Origin of the sequence: Acetobacter sp. DmW_125128 (assembly GCF_008704325.1) — a bacterium.
In the GTDB taxonomy this organism is placed as follows: domain Bacteria; phylum Pseudomonadota; class Alphaproteobacteria; order Acetobacterales; family Acetobacteraceae; genus Acetobacter; species Acetobacter oryzifermentans.
On sequence record NZ_VHOP01000031.1, the window covers coordinates 1 to 21,184 of the forward strand.

The window sequence follows — 21,184 nt, forward strand, 5'->3', positions numbered from 1 at the left end:
TGTGCTTCCTTGGCCGGATCTTCCAGTGCTGCTGCCAGCGTCTTGGCAGCATCTGGTACCGTGGTGTTCATGACAGCAGCCAGATCTCGGCTGTCTGCTGTCAGACGCTGGATCTGGCTGGCATCCACCGTAGGCACAGCCGCAATGGTCTGCACTGTGGTGCGGCTGTCTGAGAGCGAGATATCGTCATACTGGTCATGTAGCGCACGGGCAGCATTTTCAGCAGATTTGGACATATCATCATAATCAGCCCGCGTGGCACGCAGATGGGTGGAAAGCTGAGCAAGGCTTTCCTGTTCGCTTTCCGCATACTTGCCCAAGCCAAAAATGGCGGCACCAGCGGCACCTGCTGCAATGGCGAGACCGGCAGGGCCGGATAAACCACTGACCACGCGTGTCAGTGCACCATCCAAGCCGCCCATCACCTGCACCATATTTGGCACCTGGTAAAACGCAGCCTGTAACGGGCTGCCCCCAGCCAGAACCTGATCGAAAAACTTATGGGTTTCGTCAGCCAGAATACCCATTTCGAACGAGGTTAATTTTACCGCTGCTGCGTTACCGCCCAGAGCAGATTTCTGGCGGTTCAGGCTATCCGTGGCTCTGCTCATATAGGCATCGTATTCACCCTGCTCAATAATACGGGCGGCCAGTGCGGCGGATGCTTTCTGCTGCGCTTTTGTGTAATCCAGTTCTGCCGCAGCCAATGGCACAAGCTCGGCCCGCAGCTTTGCTGCGTCCTGCGCTGCGGCCTCAAAATCCTCCTGCCGACTATCGGCCTGCCCGTATTCCGGCGTGGTGACACCGGCCCATGTGTTGATTTTTTGCTGCGCACCGGCTGCTACGGATTCACGCTGCAAGCGCAATGCTTCCTGTTGCGTCTGCACGCTGGCGGCAATGGCATCTTTCTGTTTTTGATAGGATGCGGTGGCGCGATCCATGGCGGCCAGATATTCGCCCAGATCAATCGCGCCGCGCTTCCGCGCATCACTAGCTACCGCAATGGCGCTGGCGTAATCACGTTCTGCCGCTGCCAATGGCACCAGTTTGGCACGCAGGTTGTCAGCCTCTTGAAATGCCTGGGCAACATCCTCCAGTCTGGATGCGTGATCAACGTTCGGCAGGGTAATGCCCAGACTGCTGTTGATGCTATCCTGATGATTCTGCGCAATGGTCGCCAGAGCTGTTGCGGATGCACCGCTCAGCTTGGCGTATTCTATGGTGATTTCCTGCAAGCCAGTTTTATAAACATCCAGCGTGATCTGGCCTTTTTCAAACTCAGCCCGCAATTCACGCAGAGCCATTGTTTGCGCCAGATCTGCGGCGGACATTCTGTCAATAACAGCAGATGCAGTTGCCCCGCTTTCCGCCATCTGGTCAAAATCTGTAACGGTGGCAGCCTGTTCTAGCCGCAGTTTGGCTAGGCTGATGGCGGCATCATCCTGCGCTTTCTTGTTAGCTTCCAGAACGCGTGTCACATCCTCTGGGCTGGTGCTGCCACTGGCAACAGCGGCACGGCCACGCGCATCCAGACGGTCATACTCATTTTGCAGCAAGCGGATCTGCCGCTGCACTTTGGAAATGCTATCTCCAGCACGCCCAGCCGCCGCCTGCCACGACACATCCGCCTTTGTGGCATCCTGCGATAGCGCATCAGCCAGACTGCCAGAGGCAGCCGCTGCTTCCTTCAGGTTGTCACGAAAGGCGGAGCTGATGCCATCTGCTGAAACGGATGTTTCCTGTGCGGCATCTTGAATATCAGACAAGGCGCTTTCTGAATTTTTGGCACCAAGCTGAACGTCATGGCTGATCTGGGAGATGTTGTCCTCCAGATGCCCCAATGCACTCTGCAACTTTCCGGTACCTGCCGTGGCAACCTCCACCGCACGTTCAGTAGCTGTTTCGGCATCCTCCATGCCTTTGACCAATGCGGTGCCCAGATTTTCACCGCTGGCCGCCACGTCCTCAATTTTATCCTGAAGCCCTTCCATGCGCGTACCAATGGCGTTGACAGGCTCCGCAGTCTGATCATCTAACAGCACGCGGTTGATGACCTCATTGATAACTGTAGTGGCTTTAACCATTTTCGGACTCCGTCAGCACAAGAGCTGGATACGTCATGACCTGACCGGCGGCGCGATCTTTGCGGTTGCTACGGCGGGGCTTTCTGAGGCGCTCAAACCCATCGGATTTTGACCAGGTAAGGCCGCTTTCAATGCCCTGCGCTTTCAGCACGTAGGGCAGAGGGCCGCCGCGTGCATCCTGACCGCCCGTGAGGTTAATGAATTTTCGGGCAATCGTGAGCGTGGGGAACTGGCGGCGCGTTGCCTGCCGCACGGCCTCTACAATCCCTGGTGGAACGCTGGTTTCCTGCCCACCCGTATCAATCTTGCGGGCGTAGGGCATGGTATTGACGATTTCTACAATGCTGCCCGGCTGAATGGCAGCGGCAGGGCGCGCCCACCATTTCCCGTTCACACGCACGGCCCACCCCTTGCGGAATGCGCCTGTGTGGACAGGAGAGCGTTTCTGGCACTCAGCCAACGCAAAGGCCACACCCTGCGCCAGATAGGAAAACACATAGCTGACAATGCCGTTATCCAGCCGCACATGCTCCTCCGCATCGTTTCTACGGCCATCAACAAATGTGCTGAATACGGTAGAGGCAGCGCCAGAGGATATCTGGGCATCACGCAGATCACGGCATTCCCGCGCAACCAGATCATGCAGGCTTTGCGATGCCAGAACATTGCGGGTGGCCAGATTGATCTGCTCCCGAATAGTCTCCGCCATACGTGCCCGTGCCATGATGCTATCTTTTCCTAAAAGTGTGTGCCAGATCCTGCTGGATCTGCTGGTTACGGATCTGGAGGAATGTCTGATCCAGTGATTTCACGAGCTGGAAGGTGAAATCTGTTTCCGCCTCATTCAGCCGCCGCATGTGGCACCAGCGCAGGATTTCGGCATCAGCTAATGGCTGCGGATAGGACACGCCACGCGTTGCCCCCATGCCAGCGCCGTAAATTTCCGCCCGATACCGGCGCGTTCCGGCCACGCCATGCCAGCACCGCCAGGGCAGCATGTTTGCGGGCTCCGGATCGACTTTCCGCAGCCACGCGTCATATGCGTCTAGCGCACGCAGTGGCGGTGGCTGAACAGCACAGGCCGCCACTACCGGGCCATCTATCAGGTGCCAGCGCAGGGCGGCTGTTAGTTTCCCTCAGCGACCTTGAGCTGTTCCTTGGTGGCGCGCCCAACAGATGCTGCCGCCTGCAATGCCAGACCAAGCAGCGCCCGGTTTTCGCGGTGTGTGATCATTTCATTAAAAGTGGCGATATCAATGGGGCTGCCATCGTCATTTTCCAGACCCTGCACGTCAATCAGGCACTTTTCGCTCAGAGCCTGCGCCTGGCACACATCATCCATAGATGGCGGCAGCGTACTTTCAGTTACCGGCACATCTGTTACAGACAGGCCGGTATTATACCGGATAACAGCCGCACGGCGCAGCGCCCACAGGCGATCGGCATAATCTGCGGTCATGCCCCGCGTGACGATAACGAACTGATCTGTCACGCCCACTGTAACGGGCGTGCCTTCTGCAATTGCAGTTGCGTTGCGGGTAAAAGAGGAAAGTTTAGCCATTGTGTAAAACCCTGTGAGTTATGGGTACGAACAAAAAGGGCCGTCATATTATGACGATCCTTTGTGAAACTGTTTTTCAGGTAAGGCGAGATCAGGAACCTGTGACGGCAACACCACTCAGAGGCACAATGGCGAACGTGCCGCCTGATGCTGTGGGGTTGCCCTCAATATCAAACGATACTTTCACGGTCTGATTGGTTTGCGAACTGTTGACTTTGGCATTCCGCAAGGCTGCATTTAGGAAAACGAACGCATATCCATTGCCGCTATCATCAACAGTCTGGATAATAATTTCACCCTGCGTACCATTCAGCGCATCATTGTATTCATCCCAACTGCGGAAAAAGAATTCAATGCTGCCGCTAGCCATAAACTGACCTGTACGCACGCCGCAGGCCCCAGTATGGCCCATACCATAATCGTTCGCCGCACCATTACGCGCCAGCGTGCAGGTAAACTGCGTGACGCACCCGGTGGGTTTATTGCCGTTAATGGTGACACCTAGAAAGTTGTTGACAGAGTTATGAACCTTTCCAGATGGCGCGGGCAGAACAGCCGTTGAAACATCTACGGCAGACAACACTTCATCTGCACTGATGATATCAATACTGACCGTATCAAACTGCGCCTGCTGGAACTGGAACTGTGCCTGGGAAACCAGACTGCCCGGATACATCAGGAACTGGCCAAGAAGTTTTTTGCGGACTGTGAATGTTTTATCCAGATTGCCGTTTAGGCAGCCCCCCACGGAAATCGTATCACCGTTAGTGGATTTGACTGTGCCCGTAACGGATGGGCCTGCAATCAGGCTAAATGTGCCTGCAGTGTTATTTTTGCCACTGAACGCAAAAATGGCGTTGTTCAGATTATTGCTGGGAGAATTGACAACAATCGTGCCCGCATTGGCCACGAATGTTGTCATCCATGCAGACGTGCCTGTACCACTGATTGTCAATGTTGAACCCGTGATGGTGAAAAACGTTGTGCCAGATGTCTGGGTGGTCATGGGGATGATATCAGCACCCATGACACCCGCCAAAAGTGCATCAAACGTACCGGATGACAGAGCACCAGAGATTGTGCCAGACGCCTGCACCTGCGTGACCACAGATTGCGAGACTTCTTTGACAGAATTGATTTCTTCCGGCCGCGCTGTGGTCTGTGAGCGTGATAGGGTTTCCCCCGTGATGCGCAGGGCCTGATAGTTGCCCGTTGGGGGTGTGGCATATGTAGCTTCTAGCGCGACATCCAAACGCGTATCATTGGTTTGTGCACCGGCTGCCAAGCCTGCTGTGGCTCCAGTAAAAGCCATTGTTCACCTCAATAAAAAAGGCCACCCGAAGGCGGCCTGTGTTGAAAGAATGGAGAAGGGAACAGCGTTAGCTGGCAGGTTTTTCCGTGCTGTCTGTTCCGCCAGATGTTGGCGTTGTTTCAGTGCCAGATGTGGCCGGTGCGGCTACAGGTTTTTCATCCACGGGCATCAGGCCGAGGCGAAAACCCATATACTGCGCCATAGACAGGCACAGGTTAGAGGCATCGCACAGCGCAGAGACAAGCTGCTGCCCATCTGGCGTCCAGGGCTGATCTGTGCCGCCAATTTGCGCCAGAACAGCATAGGATTTGCCTTTTTCAGCATCCGTTACGGGTGCAAAATCCGGCAGGCCGCGCACCTCATGATACAGCCATGCGCCATAGCGCAGGCCTGCGCCAACGGTGGGCTCAATCAATGCCAGGGCGGCAGTGGTGTTGTCTGCCTCTACAGCAGCCCCAGAAAGCTGAAACTGGCCAGAATTAGCTGCTGTTTCGATAAGCGGAAAGAATTTCATGGTTTTTGTTCCGTAATATTCTGCCAGCGGTAATCCACCATCAACGTGGCAACATACCAATTACCTGTCTGAGCAAGAAAGGAAGGAGGCGTGTAAGTCTGGCCATCGTAAAATAGGCCGTTTGGCCAGCATTTATCCGGATCTACCGGGTTGGTGCGGAAAGCCGCTTCAAACGCATTCATGATGGACAGCACTGCGGGCGTGTTCATCCGGCCCTGTGGTATCCAGAGCATGATGCAGATCTGGCCGCTTTCCTGCGCCTGTTGATCACCCAGTTCCAGGCTATCTATGCTGGACGAGGACATATCCAGCGCCACAAATGCTTTGCCATCGCTGGAAAAATCCCATGTCAGGGGATCACCGATCAGATGGCCCAACGCCTCTGCCACGGCGCTGGCACGGGCATAGGCATCGTTCCACACTGTTTCTGAGGGCATTAGTCGCCTCCTGCTGCAATCAGCGTCCAGCCGCAGATGGTGGCCCCGTCATAAACGGGCGTGGCATCTGTCAGGCTGTAGGTCTTGGGGCCATCCTTGAGGTGCCATTGCGCCTTTGGCGTGACATTGGCGGCGCTCAGCTCATCCGCTAACGTTTGAGCAATGAACGGCGCTTTGGGCATGCCGTCCGCCAGCTGTGAGGATTGCGGCGGCGGTGCATATGCACGCAATGTGACCGGATTGCTGCCATCTCGTGCCGTGAGCACCATCTGGCGGCCACTTCTGGCAAGCAGCCGCTTGCGGGTTTCGGTAATCTGGCCCATCAGGCCATCCAATCCGCAGCAATGCCAAGCCGATCTAATGTACCAACGGCATCTGGCGTCAGTCCACCAACGGTAGGATCTAGCGTGCCATAGGATGCCGAGCCCACCCCTTGCGTGCTTTCTGATTTCAGAAGCGGGTCACGCCCAGCGGCGCAACTCAACATCTGAATGGTGCTCAGGCAGCCAGAAGCCACGGAAGCGGGAAGGGTTTGCACCTGCAAGGCCAGAAGTGGGTTTTCTGGTGTAGGAACATCCATACCAGGCAACAGAAAGCCCGCTATGTAGATGATATCTACCACAACAGACCTATGGAAAACCATTTGCCGTGGCGGCAGGAATGCAGATGCCATGATGCGTGCATTCTTGCGGTCAACATCGCATTCATCCAGCGGGCCAGACCATGCCACCCCATCCACAGATGCAGATAGAATGGTGGCAACTGGCCCATTGGACAGATTGACGCCCGGAATGCGTCCACGCAGCGTCCAGCGTTCCCGATAGGTCTGGAGCGCCAACGGACGCCCCAGATAATCGGTAAAGCTGCCAGATGCAGCAGTGATAAGCTGCCCAAGCCGAGCATCTTGGCTATCATCCGAGATCTGGAGATATGTTTTCACACTCTCCAGCGTTACCAGATCTGTTTTTTCGGCAGGTGTAATGACTGCAACTGTCATACTGCACCCCAAACAAAAACGGCCTCCATATGGAGACCGTTAGGATTTGCCATTTTCTGGCGTTTCTGGCTCATTTTCAGCTGGTTTTTCCTCATTTTGAGGTGTTTCCGGCTCTTTTTGGCCCGTTTCTTCCGGTTCAGCGGGTTCCGGTTCAGGCACCGGCTTTGCAGTGCCTTTTTTGGCTGCCACGATGGCATCAGCCACGTTATCCGGAAACATGCCTACATCACCCTTGTTGTAAACGGCACCAATGCCGCCACAACGGTCTGTAAAGGTCACAATTTTCATTTTACTGCCCCGCGACTGCACCAGGGAACCATGCAGCCCCCGTCAGCACCGCAATGGCGCTATCGTAACGCGTGTTCAGATCCACAGCCTCAATCACACGCACCAGCGTTTCATCATTCTGGAATGCGGAGCGCGATGTGCCCCCTGCGTCCACATACATAGCCTGCGTGCTGACGGCCAACGTGGTCTGGAAAGCATCACCGATCAGGATCTGGGCAAAGTCCGCAAAATACAACTCAGATTCATTGCCGGCAGTGCCAAGGTTATCAGGCACAGAAGTGGTGCTGGCATAGGGGAAAGCGCCAATCCGACCATCTGCAATTTCAGGGAATGCCAGAGCGCCTGTGGCGGTTTGAAGCTGACTTAGGAATTCCACCAGAGTCGGGTTGATGATGTAACCCGGAGACTGCATAGGCACGTTATTCTTGGTGAGTGCCAGACGGAGTTTCCCAAGATCATTGCGCACATTCTGCACGTTGACCGTAGCATTTGCCGCAATGACATTGGCCGCATTAGCCAGGTAACGCAGACCAGCAGGCGCAAAATCGGAAGCTGCCCCACGAATGAACTGCTGATCTTCCGCAATAGCCACAGAACGCGTGACGTCATTATTCACCAGATTGTCTGTCTGGATCGAATTGTAACGCAGCAGATCATTGGTGATCGGCACCAACGCCCCCAGTTTCTTGGCCTTCATTGCCACCACATCCACCTGAGGTGCTGATGTTGGCACGGGCGCGCGTTCACCCAGCCATTGGGCATTGGATGTGCCGGTTTGCTTACGGAAAGTCATATTGCCATTTGGCATCGGCACGGAAACCGCACCCATTTTCCGAACAGCCACAGCAGGACGCAGGGCCTCAATCAGATCTGTGGAATAATCGGTATTGACCAGGAAGCCACCCTGCACATCCACGGACTGTTCCATGTTGTCAGCCGCAGCGGCAGCGAAAGTGGAGCCCCACGTTTTTTCTGAAAAATCCAGAACAGCACGCATGCCGCCTTCACCACGGGTAGCAGCAACAGCCTGCACCAGACGGGAAAACTTGATGCCAGGGGCAAGCTTTTGCTCAGCCTGAGCCGGAACCGTAGAACGGCTACCGGGATTTCCTGCAGGCAGAGGCGCCATCGGACGCGCAGCTGCTGCACGGCGGCGCTCCATGTCAGTTTCTCGCTCAATACTGGCTGTCAGGCGATCATCTTCTGCCCGCAACTGGTCATATGCTGCGGTTTGCTCTTCTGTCAGATCGCCAGCTTCATTGCTTTCTGATGCAGCCAGAATATTGTCCATTTCGGCATGCACTTCGGCCTGATGGCTGCGGAGTGCTGTGATGCGGTCACGAACGGCCATTTACGCGTGTCCTTCTGCGAGTTTCCGGCGTGCTTCCAGATCAGCCATTGCAGCGGCGCGACGTGGAGCGGATTTTACCGGCGTTTTTGGAGGGTTTGCGGCACCAAGCTTGGCCAAGGTGGCCGAAAGCGTGCTGATACCATCGGCCATTCCGGCTGAAATGGCGCTGTTTGCCACCTTCATGCCGCCTTGGCCGAAATTCTGTTTTACGTTGTCCACCGATGTGTGGCGGCCCTGTGCGACAGCCTGGAGAAATACGGCCTCCAGATCATCCAGCACGGTGCGGATCTGCGCCTGATCATCATCGGATGTGACGTCCAGACGCTTGTTTGGGGCATTGGAACTGACAATATCCACCTCCATCATGCCGTTTGCGTCCGGTTCCACCTGTTTTGCACCAGACATGACCACACCGATGGAGCCGACCAAGGCTGTATTGTCCATCAGGATGGTGGAGCACTGGCTTGCCAGCCAATAGGCGGCAGATGCAGCCATACCCGGCACAAAGGCCGTGACAGGCTTGCTGGAAGCTGCAATCTGGCTGGCCATGTCACTCACACCCATGGTGACGCCGCCGGGGCTGTCAAACACCATGAGGATCTGCTTGACGTCTGCACTGGACAGCGCTGCCTGAAGATCTGCCGACAGGCTGTTGAGGTCTGTAGCGCCTGAAAACTCAGTCAGCAGATTGGCGCGCGGGAAAATCGGCCCCATGACAGGGATGGTGGCAACGCCCTGCTTGTTGAGCGTGACGTTGTTTGTGCCGTTCATGCGCTTGCCGGTATCAGCCACGGCTGAAAGCATGGTCTGATAGCGTTCTGAGTGCCCATCAGCCCGTAGAACGTCCAGCACGGGAGCTTCCAGCGCACGGGCAGCAATGGCCTCAATAGCGCCTAGATGTGCGGGAAGGATCGCCCAGGGCTGTGCCCTGATCGCTTCCAGCGCATAATATCGTGTCATGTCAGTTTCCTGATTCTGTTCCGGCTGGGGTTTCGCCTGCCACACCGATATTGATTGGCCGCCACAGCTCAGATCCGACATCACCGCCCACGGGGTTCAGATCGAAATTGTTACGGGCTTCATCCGTGTTCATCACGCCCGCATTACGGAGAGCGGAAACACCCTGAGCACGATCCAGAAAGCCGCCTTTCAGCAGGTCAGATGGATCATGCTTGAAAATGCAGCCTGCACCCGCAAAGGCATGCATGGCGCTATCTGCTACGCGTGCGAAATGCGGGCCAAGGTGATAGATCACGAATTCCAGAGACTGTTGCTCAATATTCCCGAACGTAGCCTTGGACAGTTCGAAAATCAGATGCGGCGGAACACCCCATGCACGCGCAATATCCAGCACTTGGGCAGTGCGTGTTTCCACCAACTGCCCATCCTTGTTGTTCATGGGCATGTAGGCGGCCTTCAGACCATTTCCCAGAACCGCTGGCACGCCTGCATTCATGGGGCCTGAATAGAGTGATTGCCAATCTTCCTTGATGGCTTGACGTGCTCCAGGCTCAATTGGCTTATCCGATGTCATGATGACTGGCGGCTGGCCGTTATTGCGCCAGTAATTCTGCACATAGGTGGCTGTAGCGATGCTCTCGCCAAATGCCTCTTTCATGTAGGCGATAGGGCTAAGACCTTGCAGGCCGTTCCGGCTCATGCCGCTAACGTGCCAGATATCACGCGCTGCAAAGCGCCCGGACGAGCCATCGGGCAGGGTGGTATCATAAAACATGCTTTGCCCGGTTGCCCGTTCGAATGACTGCAACGGCAATGTACCAAACGGATCAAGCCGCGTAAGCGCCACAGGCTGCATAAAGGCATCCCGCGAGACATACGCGTAAAAATTCCCGGCCATCAGCAGATCACTCATCAGGATTTCCCGAAAAGCGAAGCGGCTTTGCGCGTCATTTGGTCGCCCGTTCATCAGCTGATAGAGCGGATCATCCGTCAGCCGGTGCGTGCCAGTGCCATCGTGCCGGCAATAGTGCATAGGCACCATGGCAAACACGCCAGACAGGATGCGCAGAGCCTGCATGACGGCAGGCAGAGAAAGCGTGGTGCGCTCATTGACCAGCACGCCAGAGCGGGAAGGCCCACCCATTGGAAACGAAACCCATGGGCCGCCTGCCTGAAAATTATCAGCAGGCGAGCTGACACCAGCTTCAGCATGAAGGCGAGGCTCCCGGCGTGCGGAGACCGGCGGCCCAGATCCACGCAGGAAATCCAGAAGCCCCATTATTACATTCCTTCGTAAACGAAACCTTGTTCAGCTCCATGCAGAGCCACGCCCAGCGCCATGATCAGAGACACGGCACCGTCAATCTTGTTTTCCACTCGCTCTTTGCGCGGGTAGATGTTGTCCTTTGCATCCGTGTGGCAGACCACGTTGGAGATGCACCATTCCAGAACCGGGTTGCCGTCATGGTGCAGCCTTCCGGACAACACCAGGGCCTCCAATTCTTTCATGGCTTCGGAAAAGTTCTGCACGGTCTGGCGATATTCGCGCATGGGCACATCTTTTTCAGACATGCGCTGCGCCAACTGGGTAGCCTGCCATGGGTCATAGGCAACATCCGTGACGCTGAAGCTGTTTTTATCTTCCAGAAGGCCGGCTTCGACTGTTTCAAAGTCTGTCACGTCACCCGGCGTGGTCTGGAGATACCCGTCAATCGCCCAGCCCTGATATTGCGCGTTTGCTGCCTCATCTACAGCCCGCTGAGGCAGGTAGAAGGTGGCAAAGGCGTAATAGTGCGTCACACCATCTATCTGGCGCTGAAGCAGCCGGATTTTGCTTGCAAGGTCGATCTTGCTGGCCAGATCCAGTGCCTCAATGCAATCATCACCGGCAAAATCATCAATAGACAGCCCATAATCAGCGCATTTTTTCCATGCCTGCATGTCCATCCATGCCTGATCCGCATTCACCCAGACATCCAGATGCTTGGTTTTGAAGTTATTCTGCGCACTGGCAAGCTGCATGGCCTTGTTAGCAAGGCCCGCAACATAGTCAGGCATGACAGAAACACCCCAGTTCGGGTTGGCCTTCTGCCACGAGGCAGGATCTGTCCAATCATCACCATCATCTATGGTGTAGATGATGCCGAAAAATTGCTCATCTTCCGCCTGATCGCCTTTGAGCGGGTAGGGGCTCTCTTCCCAATCTGCCAAAACCTTGCGCAGCACGGCTTCCAGATAAGTCCAGAGCTCATAACCAATGCCGGATCTGTTTGATCCTGCCGTGGTGATGGCCCAGATCAGGGACTGGTCACGTTTACCTGCACCAGTTTCCACCACGTCATACACTTCACGGGTTTTATGGGCATGCACCTCATCCAGACACCCAAAATGGATGTTCAGGCCGTCCTGTGTATCGGCATCACGCGAGAGTGGGCGAAAAATGCCATCATTGCAGGCCGAGATAATCCCGCGCTGCTGAACATCCAGCCCATACTTGCGTGCCAGTGGCGGCGTTTTACGCGTCATGGCCTGGGCATCGCCAAACACGATCTTGGCCTGATCACGCGTGGTGGCCGCAGAATAGACCTCTGGCCCAGGTTCCCCATCAGCCGTGAGCATGAACAGCGCCACGCCAGATGACAGCGTGCTTTTGGCATTCCCACGCGGCACGCCGATAAAGGAGCGCCGGAAGCGCCGGAAGCCCGTTTTCTTATGCAGCCACCCAAAAACCGTGGTCAGAATAAAGCACTGCCAGCCTTCAAGCTCTATCAGTTCGCCATCGCGGGCCTTGGGGCCTTTGATATGCGGCATAAGCTCCAGAAAGCGACAGACGCGCTCAGCTTCTTCCTTATCAAACCGATACGGCCATTTCTTCTGCTTAGACCGCGCCAGATCCTGCTGTTGCCGTCTGCATGCAGCTACCACCTGCCATGAAGCCGGAATTTTCCCAGACAGAACATCCTTGATGTACCGCTGCGCTTTCCGAATGTAGGGGTAGCTGGCCATACTCACACGTTGTCAAATGGGTTGAACAAGTCACCTTGCCCGACATCCTTCAGGCGCATGCGGGCAACGGGCGAAAATCCATAATTGGAGCCAATGCTGGTCATGAGCCTGATCTGTTCAGAAATGATGCCCAGCTCTGGCCGTGTCCGGATCATGCGTCCTTGCCTGCCATGCGTCTCGAAGGTTTCCTGACCGGCATCCTTCAAGGACTGTTCATGCTTGCGCCACCGGCTGAATGCTTCGCAGTAGGCCGCGATGCTGTCATGATCCAGAACTGTGAAAAGCCCGCGCTCCACTAAAGGAGGGACAAGGCGCTCCCACGCAGCCCGTGCCACCTCATCCAGAAAATCTGGTGGCGCCGCATATTCGGACGGGAGCCGGACACCATCTTCTGGGAGAGCCCGCTTTCCCGGATTGCCTTCAATCACACGAAGGTGGCGTGGCTTTGGTTTTCTACCTCTCATGATGACCTTCCCTCATGCGAATAGGTAGGAGGGTTTCCATCCAACCATCCTGGTAACTTTTTTCCTCAATTTCGCGGTTGCAAAAATTTGCCCATGGCGCGGTTCAGGTGCTCGCCGCCGGCAGAGATTTGACACCCCCACCCGTTTTGACGTGTTTTTCGTCAAAAATGGCGGTTTTCTGCCGTTTTCTGCCGATTTTCAGCGGTTCCAGCTATGATCTCGGCTTGTTCTGGCCGAATGATGCGACTGGCAGAGCGTTCTCAGGTTGCTGGGGTCGAGCCGCCTGGACGGATTTTCCCGCACGCTTTCGATGTGATCGACGTTCAATCTATCACGCGGTGTTCTGCATCCAGGCACGCAGCAGATTGGATGCAGGGCCAAGTGCTGGGCGCGAACCTTTCCCCATGCGGCATCGTAACCGCGCTGGCGCGATGTGCCGCGCTGCTTATCGAACTCCTTCCGGCGTTGCGCTTCTGGCTTGTGCCAGCGCGGCCGGAAAACTGGAGATCTGACAGGCATGTTTCGCTTTCATCTGGGCATAAAAAAAGGCCGCGTAGCCTGTTGGCTGCACGACCCCTTATCATGGTGTCTAAAAAACTGCATTTTGCGGAGTTTGAGAAGTAAAAAATGCAGTTAGGTGTAATTTTTTTTCGTGATCTCAGCTATCCCCCTGAAAAACCAGCTTTTTGCTGTTTTATCGCTCACACCCAAAAAGCTGCCAATCTGCCTCCAGCTATAGCGATGTTGGCGTGAGAGCGGGTGGATCATCATCCAGAGCAGCACGACGCGGCGGTGACTGACATTGGAAATACCCTGCACCCAAGTGAACGCCTCATCCATGCGGGTAATGGCGGCAGCTGTTGGCATGGGTGGCCGGACTTCACTTTCTGCCGTGAGTGTCAGCAGATCATCCATGTCCATCAGCGTTTCGCCCCAGCCTTTGCCCCATCCAGCTGGACGGATGCCGTGGGCTGGCAAGCAGGCCAGTGTGTATCCGGCCTCAAACAACCGATCTTCCACGGCCTGTGCCATTTCCTGCCCGCTTATGGGCTTGAAGGCTTTCATTTCTAGCGAGGTTCCTGCGGTTCCCATGTGGTTCCCTTCTGGTTCCTTTTATTATTTATATATATCAATATGTTAGAAAGAAAGGGAACTAAGGAACTAAGGGAACTGCTATTTTCTCTCACAATGGATTTGAGGCACGGAGAGCGCGCTTCTGTATAGGAGTGAAAAAACAGGTTCCCTATAGGGGTTTTGGTTCCCTTTAGGAAATATAACGAACTAATGGGAACCGGCGCGGTTCCGTTGCGGTTCCATGGTTCCTTTACAGCCCATCGTCACCATCATCAGACAAGCCAAGCTCACAACACCTGACCCAGAAGCAACCCTTGTTCTTCTTACCATCCATGGTGATGGTAATCTGATGCCCGCGCGCGTTACGCGGCGGCGGCCTGTAGCTTTCCATTCGCGAAAACTCATAAACGAACTTCTGCCCGGCAAATGGCGTGTCCTTGAACAGTGCCGTCAGCATAGCGTTGCGCGGCCAGATCCACAAGCCATCACCTTCACTGCCACGCGGCACATCCTGACCGCTGCGGGGCGTAGGTTCATTCCGTCTGACAACCCTGATACCATAACTTGCCAGAACGGATGCAACGTTTTTACGGGAGAACGCATTTTCCTCTATATCCGGCTTTTCTTCATTCACCGGCACCAGCATGCGCTCTATCAGTGATGAAAGTGACCGCCGATCTGTTGAGCGATCCATTTGCACCTTTTGCGAAAGCAGATGATCTATCATCTGTTGGCTGCCACTTGCGGCTTCCGCCGTTTCTGCCGTGCGGATGTAACCCATAACACTCCTTACAATATGATCTGCTTCCGTTTCTGCTGGCACGGTGTCGTTAGCTAATGTCCACCAACCGGCCAGCAATGACCCCATCTGATCCATTTCACGCGGCTGACAACCGGAACGGCCCACGGCGGCACGGAGGATCACACGCGCTGCACTATAGCGTTGCCATCCTGCCAATGCGCGACCCCATAGCTTTGGCCCGATTTCCTTTGCCCATTCAGCAAATTCCCGATGTTCTGCCGTGTGGTCTGCACCGTTTTTAGGTGCCTGCATTTCCACCAGTGTAAAGCGGCCCAGATGCTGCGCTTCCATATCCGGTGGCCGGATGGATGCCATGATGATGGAACCGGCCACCGCAATCTTGCGGGCGATACCATCCGAACCGCCACGCGCACCTTTTGTGCCTTCGCCACCCGTTGCGGACAACACCAGATCCAGCAGAGCACGGGCAGCACGTTGATCCACACGGTCTGATGCTTCATCCACCAGCATGGGAATGGCGCGACCATCCACCATCTGTTCAATGCCGGCCTTTGATGCGTCATTCGTGGCGAATTTGAGCGGAATGGCGTTTTGCAGCACACGTAGCAGGGAAGATTTACCGCAACCGGCAGGGCCTGTTAGAAATCCGGCAGGACGCCACGGAATGGCCGCGCCATAATACGCGCAGGCCAACATGCCCATAACAATGATATCGCTGCCTTCCAGCCGGAAATCCCACAATTCCCTGACTTGGCGCTGAAATTCCCGCGCATCAATCGCCTCGCACGGCTCTGCTGGACGTGGCTCAGCTGGTGCAGCAGCCCAGATCTGATTGCCAATGCGCGTGCCTGGTAATTCCAGCTTTGAACCCACCAGAACACGGTCGCCACAATGCACCACCGGCATACCTTCTGACGTAGGCCAGATACCTGGACGGCGGATCTGTATGTGATCACCGAAAAGCCCAGCAGAAAAGCACTCACGCTGAAGGAACTGGCAAGTGTGATTGATATTAAAGTCAACCACAACTTCACGCGCTGTTTCATTGCCTTCTGCATCCTTGTCTTTGACTTTTGCCGTTTTCGGAAATGTTTCTTTCAGCCAGTCGATATTGCCACCGAACAACGCCACCAGATCTGGCCGGCGTGTCATTTGCGATGCCTTGAGCACGCGCAGCTGACCAACGCGATCAAGAAAGTAAAAAGACCCGTCCAGATGCCCGATGGTGACAACAGGGCAGGGCTTCTTTTCTTTGGTTTTGGGAGGGCGTCCACCATTATCGGCATTTTTGCCACCCTCAATAACTTGGAACTGCCGTTCTGCCGTATTGATGGCCGAGCGGATGGCGTCTAGGCCGCTTTCTTCATCTTCCGATAACATCGTTGAAATCCTTGCCTTTTGGCGGCCAAGCCACATCTACCGTGCGCCCTGCTGACAGGTGCGTGTCTATGGCTTTACGCAGGCCTTTTTTGGCCGCCGTGCTTTCATCCCGATCCGCCAGAATGAGCACATTGCGTGCTGTATCCGGCAGACGGATTGTTCCGAGATTTGCGAGAGAGATTGCTGCGAGTATCCGCAGATCCGGACGGGCCATGGCAACGGAAAGGCACGTTTCTATGCCCTCACCAATCGCAATCACCTCATCCGGTAAAACCTGTTTAAGTGTTGTGCCGGCGGCACCTTTGCGCAACCGGATACAGGCACCACGGAAACTGCCCAGAACTTTCTTGGGAATTTCCAGTTGTGCCTTGGCCCATTGACCACCATGCTGGCCGAGCCACGTCTGATGCACGGCAACGCACCGCCCGTTCAGATCTGTGATGGCAGCCAGCATGGCAGGCAATGGGGCATTGATTTCTGCACAGTAATGCTCTGGCGCAAACCGCAATGCACCAGGAGGCCGGTCAAACTTTTCCAGCTTGATACCGCGTGCCTGTAAATAGAAATCTACTGGTGTGTTCAAGATATTTGGCTGGGCATTCATCCAGATATCCCGCGCACGGATAACACGCTTTTTAGCGTCTTCTTCCTCTTTTGCCTTAGCCTGTTCAGATTTTTCACGGATTTCCGCACGGCGGACTTCCACCGTTTCCGTGCTCAAGCCCAGCCAGTTGCAGGCCCAGCGATATGCCGCACTCAGATCTCGGTTTGTCAGGCAATGCGCGACCAGATCCAGCGGATCGCCACCGATATCTTGAGAAAAGTCTTTCCACACACCGGCTTTTGCACCGTATAGATGCACAGCCAGTTTTGTGCCTGGCTCACCTGCTACAGATCCGGCCATCCATTCAGCGCCGGTTTTTTTGCCACCGGGCAGCAGCTCACGCGCCAAAGCCTCCATCTGGCTGGCCAGCATGGCGGAAACTTCCGCAGCTTTCAGCTTGCCGCTCATGCTGCGTTCCGAACAATAAAGCGCTGCACGGGAAAGCCGTAACCCAGCACGTTAAGCACCGGCATAACCCCACGCCGGGCATTCTGGATGTTGGATAGATGCCCTTTGCTAATACCAAACCGGCGTGCAGCAGCTTCCTGCGTTCCGCAACGCCGGATAAAAGTATTCAGTTTTTCTTGGATTTCGCGGAGTGATGCAAACCGACCACTGCCGTCCCGCGCTGGATAGCGCAAAACTTTCACCAAGCCAAGAGCTTTGCAGACACCATCACTGATGGATTGCATAGCTTCTGCATCACGCACGGACTGTTCTTTCAGCCCATGTTTGCGGGCAAAGGCAGCAAGGCTTTTTTCCGCAGCGATGGCGTTACGCAACCGACCGCAGAAATCATATCCGTCCAGCAGCACCTCAGCCATTGTAATACGCCGCATGCCGAATGGCCTTGCGTGGTGCACGCCATGTGAAACCACCGGACACACGCGACTGCATGGAAAGATCAGGCTGCACGCGCGCGCTTTCACGCAATGCTCGTACATTGAGGGGACGACGGCGGAAAAACCGGCGTGCGGATTTTGCGTTTTTAAGACGCGACATAAGAAGAATTCTCCTGCGCTGCATGCTTTTTCTTGCGACCGATACCCAGGGCATTGCGGCGCAAATAAATGGCGCGCTCAGATATATTGAGTTTATGAGATTGGCGTTTGATACTAAAACCACAGCGGGCATAATGCCGGATTTTAGGATCTAGCTCCCGCCAGTTGAGTGCCTCACGCGCCATCAGCGATGCTCACCTGCAATGGTTTGCCTTCAGCAATGATCTTGTGCGCTGTGGCCTCAATATGATGCAATGATGTACGGGCACGTTGCGCATGTATGAGGATTTCATGCGCTTCCTGCACATCCACATTGCCATCTGCCATACTTTCAAAGCCCTTTTGCAGAACTTCGCTGGTAGCCTTGGCAAACTTGCCCATATCGTGCGGCAGCAGACCGTTGCCGAACTTGACCGGCACCAGGGCAAAACCTTCTGCCTGAGCCATAACGGAAAGAATAAGCGGTTCTTGCGCTTCTTTATCCAGCTCAACAGCAACATCTACCGGCACCACAGATGCTTTTTCACGGTTGCAGTAATCGGAAAGCTGCGTGATGCCGACACGCACAGCGCGGGATATTGAATCCAGCCCACCGCAGGCTTTGATGGCCGTGCGTGTGGCTGTTTTGATAGCTGCGGTTAGCATGGCGCATGACCCGCAGCAGAGGTGCTGGCAGCGGCATTGATGCCGCTGTCAGCTACGTCCATCATGCATGTGTCACCAACATGAAAGGACGATTCTGATGGAGAAAAATGATCCTCAGAAATCTTTGAGAGATATGCACGAACTTGAAGGGGCGCGCGCACGTGCAGAAGCCATGAAAATAGCGTTAAGGGTTGCAGTGAAGTTACTGCCTCACGAAAGTCAGTTAGAACTGCAAAGTATTTTGCAGAATTATTGCTCCGGCGCGATGCCATTGTTAGGAATGGATGAAGCGCTTCAGATTGTGAAAGATAGCTCACCGCCGACACCCCACATGCAGTAAAAATTCCGCAGTAATTTGGCGCATTCTTTGGCGCTGTTTTTCAGGAATAGGCGGGAATTTTTTTGGGCACTTTGCACTGGCCTGATCACAAGCAGCAAAATAATCTTCCAGACCGGTCATAAGTGGATCAGGGTTGCTGGTGGCGGCATCGCTGCCGCCACCAGCTTTTGGAGACGGCTGTGCTGAAGGAATATGTCCCTCCATGTGCGAAGCCCTTAAAGAAGAATGCTGCCGACCTTGATCTTCCCGCTCTTTTTGACGACATTCCTCCAGCCAATCCAGTGTCTCATCCACCCAAGTAACGTAGGGTTTGAGAAACCACTGCACGGCGCGAAACTGCGCAAGATAAGATCCAGTATCCTGAGTTAATGCGCGTGCGCAATCGCACATCCAGACCGGATAAAATCGAGCAACCCAAAGGGTTTGCGCCAATTTATTGCTCGTATGCGCCTTAGCTTGCATGAAGGTGTTTGGTTTAGGTGGGTAATTCTGTTTCATGCTGCGCCATCATGCTTTGCAGGCAAAGAAAGACGTTCGCTCGCATCTTGCGAAGGATCTGAAACGGTAAACGCAAACCGCCGGGTTTTTGAGCGAGGGCATACAACTACGGTATCGCCCACGCTTACCGGCATATTTTCACAGATAGCCGGTTTTCCGTTCACCTCAAGCGCCCCGCCGCGCACAAGTCTACGAGCCTCACCATTCGTTCTGCAAAACTGCGGCGCATAGATCGGAATAAGACTGAAGAGTGCGAAAGATGCCCGAAACGATTCCGGCTGACAGGGTGAGGGCTTGGGCGTACTGCTCTGGTTATGGTTCATGCGAGTTCACCCTTATGTATTGCAGGCGGAGTTCTTTCAGTTTTTTTACGATTTGTTGACGGGTTACGAAATTTTGTCTGCTCCAATAGGGAGAGAGTAACATTAAGGTTTTTGGCAGCGGCCAAAGACGCAATTTTTCCCCAGAACATTGGAGGAATACAGCGACCCACTCGTACCCAATTATACACTCGTCTCTGCGAGAGATTGAGGCGCTTTGCGACATAGGGAACCCCTCCCAGAGCCGCCATAATATCTCGATGACTATTCATAAAGACACATTGTCGTCGTAACGACGATATGTCAAGCGTCGTATGAGGAATGGAAACATGCAGCCATCCCGTCATAATAACGGGATGGCACACAAGAAGCCCCCTAAATCGTCTGAGCTTAAAAAGGCTGTTTGCGCGCGTTTTAAAGCTGCTGGTCAAGCATATACACGCGTGGCTGCGGATTTGGCACGCATGCTTGACATTAATCCTAAACAATTAAGTGGTTATTATACCGGTAGAAATTATCCTGATGAAGCGATTATTGTAAAATTTTGCGATCTTACCGGATGTACTACCGATTGGATTTATCGGGGAGTTATGGATGCGAAGATGCCGGTTGAGACGGCTGTTCATATTGCTCTAACTTATCCTGAGTTGGTGCAAAAATCGGATGTTGCGCCAACCACTGAGGAAGTGGCTTTGGCCGTTGTTGATCTCCAATCCGAACCGGAATGACAAATCCATTCATATTCTAAACTCCCTTTAAAAATAGGCGTGATAGATATATCACAGAGAGAATAAAACGGGAACAAAAATACCGTTGAATGTTAAAATAGCTTTTGTTTGAGGAGGAGAGGCATGGCAGACGAGCAAGCTTTACGTTTATTGGAAGATCAAAGAGGGCAGCAATTAAACGCGCTTCTCGAAAAAATGTATTCGAAAACTGATTCAGGGGCCTTTTGTTGTCTTATATGTAAAAACGACAGCTATTCTATTGCTATAAGTGGAGAATCTTCTCCTAGGGTTAATTTGTATCCTGGTAGCAAATATTATGATGCTTTAGTCGTGGTTTGTGAAAATTGTGGTTTTGCACACACATTTATTCTTTCAATTTTGGAAAGAAACTCCAAATGAATAGCAAGGCACATTTTGCTGGCCCAACACTCGTAGTGGATAATGGCAAAGATGAAGATAATTCACGTATAGGAGGCTCTGGAGGGGGAGATGATGGTGACATGGAGCGTAGAATAGCTAAACTGGAGGATAAATTAGAAACACTTCAGGTAACTTTAACTTCCATACAGGTTACGCTTGCTACAGTGGCAACAAAAAATGATGTGAAAAATGTCGAAGTAGAGTTGGCTGGAATTAAAGGGAAAATTGATAATATTCCTACAACAGCAAAAGTTGCAGCAATTATTGCAATTGTTGGAGCTTTGTTAAAGCTTGTGCCTTGGCTTACTAGATAGATTCCTCTGATGAGGAAATCCCATGAGGCAGCTGATAGAATATCGTCGTATAGACGTTTTTTTTGATTGAATTATCGTCGTAATGACGATAATCATCTCTTCATCGCCACGACGCGATGGAGG

At 53.9% G+C, this 21,184-nt stretch carries 28 protein-coding genes and 1 pseudogene; 4 read left to right on the top strand and 25 right to left on the bottom strand.

Annotated elements, in window-relative coordinates; all coding sequences use genetic code 11:
- The 23 genes and pseudogenes from FKW19_RS09930 to FKW19_RS10040 form a co-directional block, all read right to left on the bottom strand.
- The coding region (locus FKW19_RS09930; protein WP_193561786.1) for a phage tail length tape measure family protein at positions 1 to 2,084 on the bottom strand (2,084 nt) is incomplete at its 3' end.
- On the bottom strand, positions 2,077 to 2,808 hold the full coding sequence (locus FKW19_RS09935) for a hypothetical protein (RefSeq protein ID WP_089178615.1): 732 nt from the start codon (positions 2,806 to 2,808) through the stop codon (positions 2,077 to 2,079). The genes FKW19_RS09935 and FKW19_RS09930, both read right to left, overlap by 8 nt.
- Positions 2,809 to 2,812: 4 nt before the next feature.
- Complete coding sequence (locus FKW19_RS09940) at positions 2,813 to 3,082, bottom strand: hypothetical protein (protein WP_238331249.1); 270 nt, start codon at positions 3,080 to 3,082, stop codon at positions 2,813 to 2,815.
- A 128-nt stretch (positions 3,083 to 3,210) separates the two neighbouring features.
- Positions 3,211 to 3,645 carry a hypothetical protein gene (locus FKW19_RS09945; protein WP_089178616.1) on the bottom strand — a complete coding sequence of 145 codons (435 nt, stop codon included), beginning with the start codon at positions 3,643 to 3,645 and terminating at the stop codon, positions 3,211 to 3,213.
- A 91-nt stretch (positions 3,646 to 3,736) separates the two neighbouring features.
- Positions 3,737 to 4,982, bottom strand: a pseudogene (locus FKW19_RS09950) (phage tail tube protein).
- Positions 4,983 to 5,024: 42 nt separating this feature from the next.
- Entirely contained in the window at positions 5,025 to 5,471 is a 447-nt protein-coding gene (locus tag FKW19_RS09955) for a hypothetical protein (RefSeq protein ID WP_089178618.1), read from the bottom strand.
- Positions 5,468 to 5,908, bottom strand: a complete 441-nt coding sequence (locus tag FKW19_RS09960; protein ID WP_089178619.1) for a hypothetical protein — start codon at positions 5,906 to 5,908, stop codon at positions 5,468 to 5,470. The genes FKW19_RS09955 and FKW19_RS09960 overlap by 4 nt, the downstream gene beginning before the upstream one ends.
- The gene (locus tag FKW19_RS09965) at positions 5,908 to 6,231 is read right to left on the bottom strand and encodes a hypothetical protein (protein ID WP_089178620.1); all 324 of its coding nucleotides are present in this window, start codon (positions 6,229 to 6,231) and stop codon (positions 5,908 to 5,910) included. Before FKW19_RS09965 ends, FKW19_RS09960 begins: the two co-directional genes overlap by 1 nt.
- A complete protein-coding gene (locus tag FKW19_RS09970; protein WP_089178621.1) occupies positions 6,231 to 6,905 on the bottom strand; it encodes a phage head-tail connector protein in 675 nt (224 codons plus the stop codon). The genes FKW19_RS09965 and FKW19_RS09970 overlap by 1 nt, the downstream gene beginning before the upstream one ends.
- Before the next feature lie 39 nt (positions 6,906 to 6,944).
- Positions 6,945 to 7,193, bottom strand: a complete 249-nt coding sequence (locus FKW19_RS09975; RefSeq protein WP_089178622.1) for a hypothetical protein — start codon at positions 7,191 to 7,193, stop codon at positions 6,945 to 6,947.
- A gap of 1 nt (position 7,194) precedes the next feature.
- On the bottom strand, positions 7,195 to 8,544 hold the full coding sequence (locus FKW19_RS09980) for a phage major capsid protein (RefSeq protein WP_089179845.1): 1,350 nt from the start codon (positions 8,542 to 8,544) through the stop codon (positions 7,195 to 7,197).
- A complete protein-coding gene (locus tag FKW19_RS09985; RefSeq protein WP_238331248.1) occupies positions 8,545 to 9,504 on the bottom strand; it encodes a S49 family peptidase in 960 nt (319 codons plus the stop codon). It abuts the gene before it with no gap.
- Position 9,505: 1 nt separating this feature from the next.
- Positions 9,506 to 10,783 (bottom strand): phage portal protein, encoded by a 1,278-nt coding sequence (locus tag FKW19_RS09990; protein WP_089178625.1) that lies wholly within the window; start codon positions 10,781 to 10,783, stop codon positions 9,506 to 9,508.
- A 2-nt stretch (positions 10,784 to 10,785) separates the two neighbouring features.
- Entirely contained in the window at positions 10,786 to 12,510 is a 1,725-nt protein-coding gene (locus tag FKW19_RS09995; protein WP_089178626.1) for a terminase large subunit, read from the bottom strand.
- Positions 12,511 to 12,512: 2 nt separating this feature from the next.
- Positions 12,513 to 12,974 carry a phage terminase small subunit P27 family gene (locus FKW19_RS10000; RefSeq protein WP_063353594.1) on the bottom strand — a complete coding sequence of 154 codons (462 nt, stop codon included), beginning with the start codon at positions 12,972 to 12,974 and terminating at the stop codon, positions 12,513 to 12,515.
- 198 nt (positions 12,975 to 13,172) lie between these two features.
- On the bottom strand, positions 13,173 to 13,493 hold the full coding sequence (locus FKW19_RS10005; RefSeq protein ID WP_089178627.1) for an HNH endonuclease signature motif containing protein: 321 nt from the start codon (positions 13,491 to 13,493) through the stop codon (positions 13,173 to 13,175).
- A gap of 114 nt (positions 13,494 to 13,607) precedes the next feature.
- The gene (locus FKW19_RS10010) at positions 13,608 to 14,066 is read right to left on the bottom strand and encodes a DUF6362 family protein (protein WP_238331247.1); all 459 of its coding nucleotides are present in this window, start codon (positions 14,064 to 14,066) and stop codon (positions 13,608 to 13,610) included.
- A gap of 232 nt (positions 14,067 to 14,298) precedes the next feature.
- Entirely contained in the window at positions 14,299 to 16,191 is a 1,893-nt protein-coding gene (locus FKW19_RS10015; RefSeq protein ID WP_238331246.1) for an ATP-binding protein, read from the bottom strand.
- The gene (locus FKW19_RS10020; protein ID WP_150150568.1) at positions 16,175 to 17,203 is read right to left on the bottom strand and encodes a toprim domain-containing protein; all 1,029 of its coding nucleotides are present in this window, start codon (positions 17,201 to 17,203) and stop codon (positions 16,175 to 16,177) included. Before FKW19_RS10020 ends, FKW19_RS10015 begins: the two co-directional genes overlap by 17 nt.
- The gene (locus FKW19_RS10025) at positions 17,200 to 17,634 is read right to left on the bottom strand and encodes a hypothetical protein (protein WP_123809125.1); all 435 of its coding nucleotides are present in this window, start codon (positions 17,632 to 17,634) and stop codon (positions 17,200 to 17,202) included. The genes FKW19_RS10020 and FKW19_RS10025 overlap by 4 nt, the downstream gene beginning before the upstream one ends.
- A complete protein-coding gene (locus FKW19_RS10030) occupies positions 17,612 to 17,797 on the bottom strand; it encodes a hypothetical protein (protein ID WP_035351160.1) in 186 nt (61 codons plus the stop codon). The genes FKW19_RS10025 and FKW19_RS10030 overlap by 23 nt, the downstream gene beginning before the upstream one ends.
- Positions 17,784 to 17,981, bottom strand: a complete 198-nt coding sequence (locus FKW19_RS10035; protein WP_035351162.1) for a hypothetical protein — start codon at positions 17,979 to 17,981, stop codon at positions 17,784 to 17,786. Before FKW19_RS10035 ends, FKW19_RS10030 begins: the two co-directional genes overlap by 14 nt.
- Complete coding sequence (locus FKW19_RS10040) at positions 17,971 to 18,441, bottom strand: hypothetical protein (protein WP_035351165.1); 471 nt, start codon at positions 18,439 to 18,441, stop codon at positions 17,971 to 17,973. Before FKW19_RS10040 ends, FKW19_RS10035 begins: the two co-directional genes overlap by 11 nt.
- A 97-nt stretch (positions 18,442 to 18,538) precedes the next feature.
- Between FKW19_RS10040 and FKW19_RS10045 the strand changes: the two genes are divergently transcribed.
- Positions 18,539 to 18,781 (top strand): hypothetical protein, encoded by a 243-nt coding sequence (locus tag FKW19_RS10045; protein WP_035351168.1) that lies wholly within the window; start codon positions 18,539 to 18,541, stop codon positions 18,779 to 18,781.
- Here FKW19_RS10045 and FKW19_RS10050 read toward each other — a convergent pair.
- A complete protein-coding gene (locus FKW19_RS10050; RefSeq protein WP_035351170.1) occupies positions 18,755 to 19,279 on the bottom strand; it encodes a hypothetical protein in 525 nt (174 codons plus the stop codon). The two genes, FKW19_RS10045 and FKW19_RS10050, sit on opposite strands and share 27 nt — an antisense overlap.
- Positions 19,276 to 19,602, bottom strand: a complete 327-nt coding sequence (locus FKW19_RS10055; RefSeq protein WP_116100194.1) for a S4 domain-containing protein — start codon at positions 19,600 to 19,602, stop codon at positions 19,276 to 19,278. Before FKW19_RS10055 ends, FKW19_RS10050 begins: the two co-directional genes overlap by 4 nt.
- A 326-nt stretch (positions 19,603 to 19,928) precedes the next feature.
- Between FKW19_RS10055 and FKW19_RS10060 the strand changes: the two genes are divergently transcribed.
- The 3 genes from FKW19_RS10060 to FKW19_RS10070 all read left to right on the top strand — a co-directional run bounded on the left by FKW19_RS10060 (position 19,929) and on the right by FKW19_RS10070 (position 21,061).
- Entirely contained in the window at positions 19,929 to 20,327 is a 399-nt protein-coding gene (locus FKW19_RS10060; protein WP_035352104.1) for a helix-turn-helix transcriptional regulator, read from the top strand.
- A 123-nt stretch (positions 20,328 to 20,450) separates the two neighbouring features.
- Positions 20,451 to 20,726, top strand: a complete 276-nt coding sequence (locus FKW19_RS10065) for a hypothetical protein (RefSeq protein ID WP_123809155.1) — start codon at positions 20,451 to 20,453, stop codon at positions 20,724 to 20,726.
- Positions 20,723 to 21,061, top strand: coding sequence for a hypothetical protein (locus tag FKW19_RS10070; protein WP_035352102.1), 339 nt, complete (start codon positions 20,723 to 20,725; stop codon positions 21,059 to 21,061). The genes FKW19_RS10065 and FKW19_RS10070 overlap by 4 nt, the downstream gene beginning before the upstream one ends.
- The last annotated feature ends 123 nt before the right edge of the window (positions 21,062 to 21,184 follow it).

Coding starts and splice junctions, on each gene's coding strand:
- FKW19_RS09935 (WP_089178615.1), bottom strand. CDS start 2,808: ATGGCACGGGCACGTATGGCGGAGACTATTCGGGAGCAGATCAATCTG.
- FKW19_RS09940 (WP_238331249.1), bottom strand. CDS start 3,082: ATGCTGCCCTGGCGGTGCTGGCATGGCGTGGCCGGAACGCGCCGGTAT.
- FKW19_RS09945 (WP_089178616.1), bottom strand. CDS start 3,645: ATGGCTAAACTTTCCTCTTTTACCCGCAACGCAACTGCAATTGCAGAA.
- FKW19_RS09955 (WP_089178618.1), bottom strand. CDS start 5,471: ATGAAATTCTTTCCGCTTATCGAAACAGCAGCTAATTCTGGCCAGTTT.
- FKW19_RS09960 (WP_089178619.1), bottom strand. CDS start 5,908: ATGCCCTCAGAAACAGTGTGGAACGATGCCTATGCCCGTGCCAGCGCC.
- FKW19_RS09965 (WP_089178620.1), bottom strand. CDS start 6,231: ATGGGCCAGATTACCGAAACCCGCAAGCGGCTGCTTGCCAGAAGTGGC.
- FKW19_RS09970 (WP_089178621.1), bottom strand. CDS start 6,905: ATGACAGTTGCAGTCATTACACCTGCCGAAAAAACAGATCTGGTAACG.
- FKW19_RS09975 (WP_089178622.1), bottom strand. CDS start 7,193: ATGAAAATTGTGACCTTTACAGACCGTTGTGGCGGCATTGGTGCCGTT.
- FKW19_RS09980 (WP_089179845.1), bottom strand. CDS start 8,544: ATGGCCGTTCGTGACCGCATCACAGCACTCCGCAGCCATCAGGCCGAA.
- FKW19_RS09985 (WP_238331248.1), bottom strand. CDS start 9,504: ATGACACGATATTATGCGCTGGAAGCGATCAGGGCACAGCCCTGGGCG.
- FKW19_RS09990 (WP_089178625.1), bottom strand. CDS start 10,783: ATGGGGCTTCTGGATTTCCTGCGTGGATCTGGGCCGCCGGTCTCCGCA.
- FKW19_RS09995 (WP_089178626.1), bottom strand. CDS start 12,510: ATGGCCAGCTACCCCTACATTCGGAAAGCGCAGCGGTACATCAAGGAT.
- FKW19_RS10000 (WP_063353594.1), bottom strand. CDS start 12,974: ATGAGAGGTAGAAAACCAAAGCCACGCCACCTTCGTGTGATTGAAGGC.
- FKW19_RS10005 (WP_089178627.1), bottom strand. CDS start 13,493: ATGCCTGTCAGATCTCCAGTTTTCCGGCCGCGCTGGCACAAGCCAGAA.
- FKW19_RS10010 (WP_238331247.1), bottom strand. CDS start 14,066: ATGGGAACCGCAGGAACCTCGCTAGAAATGAAAGCCTTCAAGCCCATA.
- FKW19_RS10015 (WP_238331246.1), bottom strand. CDS start 16,191: ATGTTATCGGAAGATGAAGAAAGCGGCCTAGACGCCATCCGCTCGGCC.
- FKW19_RS10020 (WP_150150568.1), bottom strand. CDS start 17,203: ATGAGCGGCAAGCTGAAAGCTGCGGAAGTTTCCGCCATGCTGGCCAGC.
- FKW19_RS10025 (WP_123809125.1), bottom strand. CDS start 17,634: ATGCGGCGTATTACAATGGCTGAGGTGCTGCTGGACGGATATGATTTC.
- FKW19_RS10030 (WP_035351160.1), bottom strand. CDS start 17,797: ATGTCGCGTCTTAAAAACGCAAAATCCGCACGCCGGTTTTTCCGCCGT.
- FKW19_RS10035 (WP_035351162.1), bottom strand. CDS start 17,981: ATGGCGCGTGAGGCACTCAACTGGCGGGAGCTAGATCCTAAAATCCGG.
- FKW19_RS10040 (WP_035351165.1), bottom strand. CDS start 18,441: ATGCTAACCGCAGCTATCAAAACAGCCACACGCACGGCCATCAAAGCC.
- FKW19_RS10045 (WP_035351168.1), top strand. CDS start 18,539: ATGGAGAAAAATGATCCTCAGAAATCTTTGAGAGATATGCACGAACTT.
- FKW19_RS10050 (WP_035351170.1), bottom strand. CDS start 19,279: ATGAAACAGAATTACCCACCTAAACCAAACACCTTCATGCAAGCTAAG.
- FKW19_RS10055 (WP_116100194.1), bottom strand. CDS start 19,602: ATGAACCATAACCAGAGCAGTACGCCCAAGCCCTCACCCTGTCAGCCG.
- FKW19_RS10060 (WP_035352104.1), top strand. CDS start 19,929: ATGCAGCCATCCCGTCATAATAACGGGATGGCACACAAGAAGCCCCCT.
- FKW19_RS10065 (WP_123809155.1), top strand. CDS start 20,451: ATGGCAGACGAGCAAGCTTTACGTTTATTGGAAGATCAAAGAGGGCAG.
- FKW19_RS10070 (WP_035352102.1), top strand. CDS start 20,723: ATGAATAGCAAGGCACATTTTGCTGGCCCAACACTCGTAGTGGATAAT.